This is a genomic window from Paenibacillus sp. J22P51 (assembly GCF_059692215.1).
Window position 1 is genome coordinate 1 of record NZ_JCAUAZ010000030.1, and the last position, 11,857, is coordinate 11,857.

Consider the following 11,857-nt stretch of genomic DNA (forward strand, 5'->3'; position numbering starts at 1 on the left):
GAGTTACGCATGGCGAGAGTGGCAATAGGAGTAGTGTAAGTCGAAAAAATCGAGTTACGCGTGGCGAGAGTGGCAATAGGAGTAGTGTAAGTCGAAAAAATCGAGTTACGCGTGGCGAAAGTGGCAATAGGAGTAGTGTAAGTCGAAAAAATCGAGTTACGCGTGTCGAGAATGGAAATAGGAGTAGTGTAAGTCGAAAAAAACGACTTACGCGTGTCGAGAATGGCAATAGGAGTAGTGTAAGTCGAAAAAATCGAGTTACGCGTGTCGAGAGTGGCAATAGGAGTAGTGTAAGTCGGAAAAATCGAGTTACGCGTGTCGAGAGTGGCAATAGGAGTAGTGTAGAAAAGGCAATCTTCCAGATGGAAGGTAGAGCCTTTTTTTATTATGCAGTTAAGAACAATCCAAGTTAAAACATAGCAATAGCGTGCAAGAATTAAGCAACAAACGACTATAACAGCGCTTACAAAAATGCTACGCTTGATATAGTCGAAGAATAAATAAGAGTAAACGCTTATTGAGTAAAGGAGGGAATTTGAAAGGTTACATAGATCGTTCGAAGACATAATGATTTCAATTTTACGTTGTATAGAAACGGCCACTATAGGAGGAATTCAAGCATGCGAATATCAAAGCCAAGCAAGCTGCTACTCCATTCAACACTCGCCTCTGTGCTAGTCTCAGCAACCATCGGACTCACGCCAGCGGTAGCAGCGGTTGATCCATCGTTACCGAACTGGACATCAGCGGGATACAAAGGCGGACAGGCGCTGCCGACAACTGGAACGCAGATTGATCTAACAACGAAAGGTATTACAGCCAATGACGGCATTGACGACTCGAATGCATTACAGCAAGTCATTAATGATATTCGCAGCGGTACGTTGACAGTTAATGGTGCAATTGTAAGCGACACCAACCGAGCGATTCTGAAATTTCCTGCGGGACAAATTGATCTCAATAAGCAAATTCGTGTAGATGCCAGCTATATCACGATTCGTGGTGCAGGGAATAACCCGACAACAGGAACGAAGATCGTGTTCAAGCCGGCAGCAACATATTCCGAAGATCCGGCTAACCCAGGCGCACCACTCATTGACGGCAAAATGTGGCCAGGATATGCAGCCTTCCGTGTGGAAGATCGCGCCAAAGACCCGGGAGATACGACTTATGAAGGAAGCATTAACTTCCACTGGTTAACAGGCGAGAGGGTTGCATCCGCAGGCGGCGGCACCAAGGGCAGTACGCTTGTGAAAGTAGCCTCAGGTAAAGGTTCACAATTTGCTGCTGGCGATACCGTCTATGTGGGGGCCGCTAATACGGTAGCTTTTTATGATCAAATGCAAGCGCCACAAGAGTATCGCTACAACGGTCACATGCGTACACAAATGTTCAAGGTCGTGAGTGTCAGTGGTGACAATATCACAATTGATAAGCCTCTTGAGTTTGATATTCCATTTAGCAATAGCGGACAGCTTCCAGCAGATCCAGGCGGTTCGAATTCAACGTATTACAGTAAAGTCATGAAGGTTACGGCTGTGAAAGGCGTAGGCTTTGAAGACTTTTATTTTACCCAAGATATTTCTTATACACCTTACAATGGACTCATTAATGCAAATGATTACGACGCTGTAACGAATCCTGGCGGAGTGGGACTCAAATACAAGAATGAAGCGCTGGAGTATGCGGTTCATGGCATTTTGTTCAAATTTGCACAGGACGGTTGGGTCAAAGGAATTCGAACCTACATGACAGGCTCCCATCCCATCGTCACGGAATTTGCCAAAAATATGGAGATTACCAATAACATTATTTATGGTGCTTGGAATAAAGGAAAAGGCGGTCACGGTTACGTTCGTGGTTCCAAATTATACGATTCCAAAATCACAAATAACACGATTGATCGTGTTCGTCACTTAACTTTGCAGTGGTCGGCAACTGGCAACGTGATTCAGGGCAATGCACTTAGTGCTGACATGAACTTACATGGAGGCTGGGAGCGTCATAATTTGATTGAGCAAAATACAATCAGCATCCCTTTTGAGCATAGCTCGTGGGGTGAAGGTGAAGGCGGCCAGGATATGCTGGAGGGTACATGGTATCCAATCTGGTATGGCGCAGGCCCGCATGCATCCAAATGGTCTGGCGGTACGGGTGAGCAGAACGTATTCTTCAACAATACGATGACGAAGCAAACGACTAAGGGTGGAGCTTATGTACCATTCGTTCCTTACAATAATACGAATACCATCTACCAAATCGGATGGGATGGCACGCAGTGGACACACTTGCAGAAGCCAACTGGGACATTTATTAGTACATGGGGTCAAAATGAAACCGTTGATTTCTCCCAAGCTCCGAATAAGGGTGTTTATGCTTGTTTGAGCTTTACAGGCAACTCCTTACTAGGCAGCGGAACTGCAACGAATTCATGTACCGGAGGGCCCGATACGCTAGCGCCAACAGTGCCAGCGGGTATGACAGCAACAGCAGCATCCAGCTCCCAAATTAATTTAAGCTGGACGGCATCTACGGATAACGTTGGCGTAACTGGATACGATGTGTACCGTGGCGGAACGTTCTTGAAGACAGTAACAGGTACATCAACAACGGATACAGGATTAGCAGCGAGCACGGCGTACAGCTACTATGTGAGGGCGAAGGATGCAGCAGGCAATGCTTCAGCAGCAAGCAATACGGCGAGCGCAACGACGCTGGCCGCGACGGATACACAAGCGCCAACAGTGCCAGCGGGTATGACAGCAACAGCAGCATCCAGCTCGCAAATTAATTTGAGCTGGACGGCATCCACGGATAACGTTGGCGTAACCGGATACGATGTGTACCGTGGCGGTACGTTCCTGAAGACGGTTACAGGTACCTCAACAACGGATACTGGCTTAGCAGCGAGCACGGCGTACAGCTACTATGTGAGGGCGAAGGATGCGGCGGGCAACGCCTCTGCAGCGAGCAATACAGCAAGTGCGACGACGCTAGCCGGTAGTTCATCAGCTACATTGAATCCGACGGATGATTCCTATGTACATGAAAGCAATGCGACGACCAACTATGGTAACGATACCACAATGTTCCTGAAAACATCCTCTGGATCTAACCGCTATATTTACTTGAAGTTCGACTTGAGCAGCATAACCAGTGTTGCGAGTGCGAAGCTGCGCATTTACGGCAGTGCGTCAGCCGCAACAACTGTGACGGCTTATCAAACAACGGATAGCTGGGCGGAAGGAACGATCACCTGGAGTAACAAGCCAGCGATCGGCAGCGCAGCTGGAAGCATCGCGATGAATGCAACGAATGCTTACTATGAAATTGACATTACGTCGTATGTGCAAGCTCAAGCTGCTGGGGATAAGGTAGTCTCCATCGAGCTGCAAGAGAGTGCAGGGAAATACACGACGCTGAATACGAGCGAAAATGCGTCAAACAAGCCACAGCTGGTTATTCAATAATCAGCTGAGTTGAACGAAAACCAGCAGCCTAACGGTGCTGGTTTTTGCTTTTCAAAAGCGAGTCGTGAGCCTTCGCTATATATCTATTTTGCAAATAGCCTGATCAGGCTTCTTGAATAGTATTACTTTCCGACATTTTCGCATATGATTCGTTAGGAAGCGAATATATTAAGGGCCGGGGAGTGGAAGGGGCATGTCTTTTTTTGATAAAGTAAAGCAAGGTGCATCGGAAGCGGCGAAAAAAGCGCAACAAACGGTAGAGATTACAAAATATAAAACTCAAATTTCATTGAAAGAAAGAGAAATTGATAAAATTTACAAACTAATCGGGGAATCGGTCTATACTTCGTATCTTTCCGGAGACTACACGCAGGTGGAAGCTAATGTGAAGGACTATTGCCAAGGCATAGCTCAAATCAACCAAGAAATTGGTGATATTGAACAGAAAATTACAGAGGTTCGGAATGAGAAAGAATGCGTATGCGGTAAAGTGGTTGTAGCTGACACCAAGTTCTGCTCGTCCTGTGGTCACCATTTTGTATAAGTAGTTGGCTCGGTCGTTATCAAGCAGTTTTCGCAGAGAATGATTCTGTGAAAGCTGTTTTTGTTTTGTTTAAGTTTCTGGTTGAGCCTCCACTTATGCTAAGATTGTTAGAAACAAGCAAGTAGATAAATGGAGGCATGGACGATGGCTGAGCTAAACCAAGATCCAGTAGTGAAAGTAGAAATGCTGATTAGAAGACCAGTCCAGGAGGTATTTGAAGCTTTTATCAATCCGGAAATCACGTCGAAATTCTGGTTCACCCACGGTAGCGGAAGACTTGAGGCTGGAACTCGCGTGCAATGGAACTGGGCTATGTATGGGGCAACTGCAGAGGTTGAGGTCAAAGAAATCGAGCTAAATAAGCGTATTCTTGTGGATTGGGGTACTTTAGTCGAGTGGTCGTTTACTTCACAAGCTGATAACGAAACATTCGTGACCATCACGAACACAAGTTTTAGCGGTAGTGCGGATGAAATTGTGAAGCAAGCGCTTGATTCAACAGAAGGTTTTACAATTGTTTTATGTGGATTGAAAGCCTATCTCGAGCATGGGATTCGCTTGAATCTTGTAGCGGACAAGGCTCCCTACGCAAATATTCAATAGCTTAAGGAGTACATTCATGAAAGTCATACGACAGACGAATCGCTTGTCATTAGTTCAACTAGACTCCTCACATTGTGATTTGGTTGTGGATTTCTTTCGTCGCAATCGCAACTTTCTAGAGCCATGGGAAATGGTGAGGGATGAGACGTTTTATACAGCAAACTTTCAGGCAGAATTGTTGGAGATAGAAAGGAAGCTGTTCGAGGACGGTCACCTGTTCAAAGTATGGATACTATACGATGACCGCATTATCGGTTCCATTGCGCTCAATAATATCGTGCGCGGCGCATTCCAATCGTGTCATCTGGGCTATCGTATGGATGGCGAGCTGATCAATCGAGGACTGATGACAGAAGGACTCGAAGCGGTTATTGCTTATGCGTTTGATGAGTTGCAGCTGCATCGGATTGAAGCGAATATTATGCCTCGCAATCAGGCCTCGATGAAGGTTGTTCAGAAGCTTGGCTTCTATGAGGAAGGCTTGGCGATCAAATATTTGAAAATTCATGGCGTATGGGAGGACCATATTCATATGGTGCTTCGGAATTTGGGGATGGAGGCTTCTTCGCTCCAAAACTAACGTGTAATCTGCTTATATGCTCCTATTTCGGCGGCAAGCTGTTACACCGGCCCTCATCTCAGGGGAATCAGCGAATAGATGGAAAAAGTACAGTTAAAACTGTTTGATATGGCGCGATTTACCATTTAGATGGAAAAACTCCAGTTAAATTTCACCTATTTCGCGGAATGCGACCAAATAGCTGAAAATAGCTGGAGTTTTTCCAGTTAATCACTTTAAACGGGTGATTAGCTAAATATTAGTTTGAATTTTTTCCAGTTATTTCAATTACCCAGTCTTGTGCTGGAGTGACGGCGGTTACTGGTTATTATGTGATGCTTTCCTCACTAGTCTGCAACAACCTATTCTTCTGATACCGCGTTGCAACCTGCGCCAAATACTTATGAATCCACGCATCGACAGTTTCGGAGTTCAAACAATTTTTGCGGAAGTGACTGGGTGGCGTTCCCATTTCCCTGGTAAAAACCTGGGTAAAGTAGTGGATGCTTTCGAATCCGGTATCTTCAGCGATTTGTTTTAACGGGATATCCGTGTAGCCTAGTAAGTAGGCGGCTCTTTTGATTCTCTCCGTTTTGACGATGGAAGGGAAAGATTGTCCTAACTCATCAGAAATCAGACGGGAGAGCTGTCGTTCCGATAGATGGAGGCTCTGCGCCACATCACTTAGTGCCATTTTATGAGAAAGATGGTCCTGAATATAGCCTTTGACCTTCTTAAGTGTGCCCTGTAATTCCAAATCAGTGGTAGATGAAGCAGTCTCACCTGAACGGCAGTGCTGCAGAAACAATGCAATACAGCTCATGACAAGCGTATAAGCTAAATGCTCGACTGTTTCCTTGTAGCGATCTCCCGACTCGGAAGCTTGGATGAGAAGTGCTTGCCAAATGAGCATGGGGGCTGTGCGCTCAGCATTCGGAATGAAGAGATGCGGATATGCGCATAGCTGGCTAAAATCCTGCATAAAAGCATCGCTAGATTCGGTTGCCACCGGTTCAAGCGCAAAAAATAACAGAAGCATGCCTTCTTCGCTCTGAATGGAGTGACGGCTCTCGGGCTTCGAGCAATACAGGGTCCCTGGCCGGAGAGGATAAGTGACGCCATCGTGAAAGTAATGGCCTTCTCCTTCGACGACATAACATATTTCAAAAAAGGAATGGGTATGCGGACGATTGCCCTTGTGCTGCGGCTTTGCACCCCAGTAATGAACAAAGATGGAGGCGGAGGCACCTTGCAGCTGAACCAGATTTTGGTTGAGATACAGGTTGCTTCGCGAATAAACGGTAGGACTCAGCACGCAGGGGGCTCCTCTCAAGTAGACTGAAAACTATTATATCATGGATTTTTTGAAAAAAAGCGGCCTGTTTTTATAAAGACGTAAACGCCTTCATTTTTTATAATTACTTTCATAGGCATGTAGAATTTGCAAAGGGGCTGTTAACAGTGGGGAAAGATGTGAACATTTCACTCGCAGGAATTATGGGCTTTCCGGTAACGCCGTATGATAGTAATGAACAGTTGGATGAGAAAGCATTTCAAGCAAATGTCCGATTTTTATTGGAAAATGGGTTGGATTCTGTCTTCGTTTGCGCGGGTTCAGGTGAATACCAATCCTTGGATATCAAGGAATATGAGCAATTAGTTTCTGTTGGCGTAGCGACTGCTGCGGGCAAAGTGCCTGTTTTTGCAGGAGCAGGCGGCAATATCAGAGAAGCGGTGGAACGTGCCCAGCTTGCCGAGAAGCTTGGTGCAGATGGACTTTTGCTGCTGCCGCCTTATTTGATCATACCTGAGCAGGAAGGATTGTTTAACTATTATCGGACGCTTGCGCAGAGCACAGGCTTACCCGTCATTATTTATCAGCGTGATAACGCGATTTTTACCTTAAGCACTTTGGAAAAGCTGACTACATTACCTAATGTCATTGGATTTAAGGATGGGTTAGGCAATTTCGAGCTGAATATTGAATTCGTACAATCCCTCGGTTCAAGGTTACAATGGATGAATGGGATGCCACTTGCTGAACTAACTATGCCAGCTTATTCGGCTCTGGGTTATCTATCTTACTCATCGGCAATTTCCAATTATATTCCGCAGGTATCGAGAACTTTTTATACAAGCTTGCTTGCTGGAGATAAGGCGATGGTCAATTCCATCTATCAAGAAGTGATTTTACCGATCCACCGTATCCGTCAATTGCGTAAAGGGTATGCAGTGTCACTGATTAAAGCGGGCATGAACATTGTAGGATTACCGATAGGTCTCGAAGTTCGAACACCGCTAGTTCAAGTGGAACGTGAGCATTATGTACGGTTGGAATCCATTATTAAACGAAGTTTAGACCTGGTCGCGATAGCCAATAACGGTTAGGAGGAAAATGTCATGATGAAGGTATCCATTCAAGTTCCCACATGTGAATTATCCGATAGCGATTTGAGACAAATGTGTCAGCTTGGGGTTGATTGTATAGATTTTACGCAGGGAGGTTCCTTCCCAGGTGTTCGTGAGCAAGGATTTCCGGATCTGGATAAACTTTTGCAATTAAAACGCAGAGTTCGCTCCCATGGAATGGAAATTAATCGGGTAACGCTTCCCGACATGTCGACTAGCTTCATGCTGGAGGAGCCAGGCTCTGAAGTCCAGTTGGACAACGTCAGCAATGCGATCAAAACCTTCGGGGAAGCGGGGATAACGCTAGTTCGTCAGCGTTTTGCTGGAGATGTATTTCCCTACATGGCGGAAGAATATACAGCTGTACACCGAGGCGGCGCGCTCGTTCGAGGGGAGTCTTTGAAACGTAATCTGGACAAACAACCTCCCACGGTGGAGCAATTGAACGCATGGTGGAAGCGCTTCGATTTGGTTTTCGGTAAGCTGGTTCCGATTGCAGAAGAGTATGATATGAAATTAGCTGTGCATCCTTCCGATACGCCTTATCATAATACGCCATTCGGTGGACTTGGATTGAATCGGGTGCTTGATAGCTTCCCTAGCAGAAATGTTGGTCTAGTCTATTGTGTCGGCACACGTGGAGAAGCTGGTGGAACGCCGCTTGTGCTTGATGAAATTTATCAGTATGGCCGTAAGGATAAAATCTTTCTTGTACATTTCCGCAATATCCGGGGCAGTCTGGCGACGGCTGGTGCATTTGAAGAGGCGATGCTGGATGATGGGCATATGAATATGGCTAAAATCCTGCTGGAGCTACATAAGGTAGGTTTTAACGGTTGTATTAATCCAGATCACATTACCTCGCTCGAAATGGATCGCGCGCCACATCGAAGTGCAGAAACCAAGATGAATTGGGTTGGTTGGGCTTATGCTATTGGCTACGTAAAGGCGTTATTGGCCGCATTAACTGAGTTTAGAGGCGGGAGAGACTAACATGACTGAGATTAAAACGTATCTAAATTACATAAAAGGTGGGTGGCATGCAGCATCAAGCGGGGAAGTTGAGGAAAGTATTAACCCAGCTAATAAGCATGAAATCGTGGGTTATGTGCAAAAATCATCCATAGCGGATTTGGACGAAGCGGTTGCCGCAGCGCAAGCAGCGAAGCTGGGTTGGCGTAAATTATCAGGCTCAGTTCGCGGTGATTTATTGTACAAGGTTGCTGATAAGTTAGAGCGCCGATTGGATGAAATTGCGGAAATGATGACACGTGAAATGGGTAAAACGTTCCCTGAGGCCAAAGGTGAAACCGCACGAGGCATCGCTATTCTGCGTTATTATGCAGGCGAGGGTATGCGGAAGACGGGGGACGTAATTCCATCAACGGACAGCGCTGCCTTAATGTTCACGACACGCGTGCCATTAGGTGTTGTTGGCGTGATTACGCCGTGGAACTTCCCTGTTGCCATTCCGATTTGGAAAATAGCTCCAGCCTTAATTTTCGGAAACACCGTTGTATTCAAGCCCGCGCAGGAAGCCGCAGTAACAGCTGCACTAGTCATGGAATGCTTTCAAGAAGCAGGAATTCCTGCCGGCGTTGTGAATATGGTAACAGGCCAAGGCGATGTAATTGGTCAAGCGATTGCGAATCATCCAGATATTCAGGGCATTACTTTTACGGGATCGGATCGTGTTGGAAAAGGTGTCGGTCAAAGCGCACTCGCTAAAGGAGCGAAATATCAGCTGGAGATGGGCGGCAAAAACCCGATCATCGTAGTTAATGATGCGGATCTCGACCTTGCTGTCGAAGCAACTATTAGTGGCGGATTACGCTCAACCGGTCAGAAATGTACCGCTACAAGCCGCGTAATCGTGCAAAGCGATGTGTACGAAGCATTCAAATTGAAGCTGCTTCAACGGATTAAGGAGATCCGCGTGGGTCCAGGGATGGATGTGTCTACGTGGATGGGGCCGTGCGCAAGCGAGAAGCAGTATCATACCGTACTATCCTACATTGCCAAAGGTATAGAAGAAGGCGGCACATTGCTTTGCGGCGGGGGAAAAGCGCAAGGGCAGGGCTTAGAGGCAGGCTTTTTCATTGAGCCAACAGTATTTGAGCATATTTCAAGCTCGATGACGATCGCGCAGGAAGAGATTTTCGGACCTGTACTTGCCTTAATTAAAGTGGATACATTTGAGGAAGCCGTTCGAATTGCCAACGACGTGAAATTTGGGCTCAGCGCATCCATTTTTACGCGTGATTTCTCGAAAATGCTTTCCTTCATACATGATATCGACGCAGGGCTTGTGCGTATCAATGCCGAGAGCGCTGGCGTGGAGCTGCAGGCACCATTTGGCGGCATGAAACTGTCGAGTTCTGGCTCACGGGAACAAGGGCAGGCAGCTATTGAATTCTACACGGATATCAAAACAGTGTTTATTAAATCATAAAAGAGGTCCAGTTGCAGATGCAACTGGCTTTTGCTTTTGCAGTAACTTGACACGGCATCTAGTTGCATCGCATAATGATAAGACACCAATAGGTGCCCCATTATAGTGTGTAGAGTCGGGAGAGGTGATTGTGAACGAGAAGAATCCAGTACGAGATGTATATGATGCGGTAGCTGATCCGTCTCGGCGAAAGCTTCTTCAACTTTTAGCCGAGGCAGAGGAATTACCTCTCCACGAGATCACGCTGCATTTTGAAATGGGGCGAACGGCGGTTTCTAAGCATTTGACAATTCTGAAAGAGGCTGGACTTATCATCGATCGCAAAGTTGGCCGTGAAACACGCTTTCGTTTGCAGGCTGCTCCATTAAGGGAAATCCAGGATTGGGTAGCCTTCTACAGCAAATTCTGGAATGATAACGTGGCGCGGCTGCGACTATTGCTGCAAGAGGAGCTCGATGAAGACGAAAACGAATAAACGCTTTTATGATGAGAACCGTGCTTAGCGCGGTTTTTCTTATTTCTATGGATAATTCAAGCTGCTTTTTCGTGAAAGTGGAATTTACTTAGAAAAAGATGTATATTGGCAGGTAAGTTCTTCATGAGGTAATTAGTAAGCGGAGGTTAATTTTGTGATATGGTGATCATCGGTGTACTCGTTCTACTTGTGCTAGGAGCACTATTTATTGTATATAGCACCTTCTGGGTCAAATACTCACATATTCAGATTGGCGATCCAGTGAAGAAGAACTTCACAGTGGTCCAGATATCGGATCTGCACGGGCAAAGCCATTTCATCAATGGTTCATTGAGTGAAATGGTGAATAAAGTCAACCCTGATCTTGTGATGATCACAGGTGATCTGGCATCAACGAAGGGGCAGATAGAGCAGGTCTTAAAGGAAATTCGCCGAATAAACTGCTCTCATTTATTTTTTGTTCCGGGGAATCATGAGCGTTATGTCTCAGATGAGAAGGATTATAATGAAATTATTCAGATCATTCAGGATTCCCATATAGCTGTCTTATCCAACTGCGGGTTCCCGATCGAAATGGGTGATAAGAAGTGGCTGATCTACGGATTTGATAATTCGATTAATGGGAAGGAACGCCTGACTTTACCTGCTGATGAATTTCAAAAATATGATGCTGTCATCATACTTGCGCACTCCCCGAGTATTATCAAATCGACGCACCTAAGCCTAATTCCGTTTGACTTACTGCTCGTCGGACATACGCACGGGGGCCAAGTTAGGCTGATGGGGCATACGATTGGTGCCTTCAAAGACTATCACATCGGACTTAAACGATTAGATAAACGTAGACACTTTTATATCCACCGAGGACTAGGCACTTCACGGATTCCGATTCGAGTGGCTTGTTCACCGGAGATTGCTGTTTTTAAAATTGGTGTGTAGTTAAGCAGGAGGAGTAAGGCCGTCGCGGCGTTTTGCGGTGGTCTTTTTTGCTGTTTGGACAGATTCTATGGCCTGATTTTGGAGAAAAAAGGAAATGATTCCTGGTTACCGAATTGGTTAACAGTCAGGCGCGAGTGAAGAGCCACGCGGAAACGAAGCGTTAACGCCCTTTTCGGGCGTTAAGTGCCCCGCGCGAGCGAGAAAGCGCGCGGAAACGAAGCGTTAACGCCCTTTTCGGGCGTTAAGTGCACAGCGCGAGCGAGAAATCGCGCGGAAACGAAGCGTTAACGCCCTTTTTGCAACTAGAATTATAAGTGGACACCTCGTTAACAGATTTAAGATAATAGACGTAACGAGGAGGTGTTCACATGGGTGAACAACGGCAAAGGTACAATGATGAATTTAA

Annotated in this window: 10 protein-coding genes; 9 read left to right on the forward strand and 1 reads right to left on the reverse strand. The window is 46.0% G+C overall.

What is annotated here, in order from left to right; translation table 11 throughout:
- Positions 1-620: 620 nt before the first annotated feature.
- The 4 genes from AC58QC_RS30180 to AC58QC_RS30195 all read left to right on the forward strand — a co-directional run bounded on the left by AC58QC_RS30180 (position 621) and on the right by AC58QC_RS30195 (position 5,197).
- Positions 621-3,470, forward strand: a complete 2,850-nt coding sequence (locus AC58QC_RS30180; protein ID WP_497418655.1) for a CBM96 family carbohydrate-binding protein — start codon at positions 621-623, stop codon at positions 3,468-3,470.
- Between the two features lie 193 nt (positions 3,471-3,663).
- Positions 3,664-4,014, forward strand: coding sequence for a zinc ribbon domain-containing protein (locus AC58QC_RS30185; RefSeq protein ID WP_497418656.1), 351 nt, complete (start codon positions 3,664-3,666; stop codon positions 4,012-4,014).
- A gap of 144 nt (positions 4,015-4,158) precedes the next feature.
- Entirely contained in the window at positions 4,159-4,617 is a 459-nt protein-coding gene (locus AC58QC_RS30190) for an SRPBCC family protein (protein WP_497418657.1), read from the forward strand.
- Positions 4,618-4,633: 16 nt separating this feature from the next.
- Positions 4,634-5,197, forward strand: coding sequence for a GNAT family N-acetyltransferase (locus tag AC58QC_RS30195; protein WP_497418658.1), 564 nt, complete (start codon positions 4,634-4,636; stop codon positions 5,195-5,197).
- 307 nt (positions 5,198-5,504) lie between these two features.
- Here the strand turns inward: AC58QC_RS30195 and AC58QC_RS30200 are convergent, their stop codons facing one another.
- Entirely contained in the window at positions 5,505-6,491 is a 987-nt protein-coding gene (locus tag AC58QC_RS30200) for a helix-turn-helix domain-containing protein (protein WP_497418659.1), read from the reverse strand.
- Positions 6,492-6,637: 146 nt separating this feature from the next.
- Between AC58QC_RS30200 and kdgD the strand changes: the two genes are divergently transcribed.
- The 5 genes from kdgD (at position 6,638) to AC58QC_RS30225 (ending at position 11,451) form a co-directional block, all read left to right on the forward strand.
- Positions 6,638-7,564 carry a 5-dehydro-4-deoxyglucarate dehydratase gene (gene kdgD, locus AC58QC_RS30205; protein ID WP_497418660.1) on the forward strand — a complete coding sequence of 309 codons (927 nt, stop codon included), beginning with the start codon at positions 6,638-6,640 and terminating at the stop codon, positions 7,562-7,564.
- Between the two features lie 12 nt (positions 7,565-7,576).
- Positions 7,577-8,578, forward strand: a complete 1,002-nt coding sequence (locus tag AC58QC_RS30210; RefSeq protein WP_497418661.1) for a mannonate dehydratase — start codon at positions 7,577-7,579, stop codon at positions 8,576-8,578.
- A 1-nt stretch (position 8,579) separates the two neighbouring features.
- Positions 8,580-10,037: an alpha-ketoglutaric semialdehyde dehydrogenase GucD gene (gene gucD / locus AC58QC_RS30215; protein WP_497418662.1), complete on the forward strand. Its 1,458-nt coding sequence runs from the start codon at positions 8,580-8,582 to the stop codon at positions 10,035-10,037.
- 130 nt (positions 10,038-10,167) lie between these two features.
- Positions 10,168-10,512, forward strand: a complete 345-nt coding sequence (locus AC58QC_RS30220) for an ArsR/SmtB family transcription factor (protein WP_497418663.1) — start codon at positions 10,168-10,170, stop codon at positions 10,510-10,512.
- A gap of 159 nt (positions 10,513-10,671) precedes the next feature.
- Entirely contained in the window at positions 10,672-11,451 is a 780-nt protein-coding gene (locus AC58QC_RS30225) for a metallophosphoesterase (RefSeq protein WP_497418664.1), read from the forward strand.
- Positions 11,452-11,857: the final 406 nt, after the last annotated feature.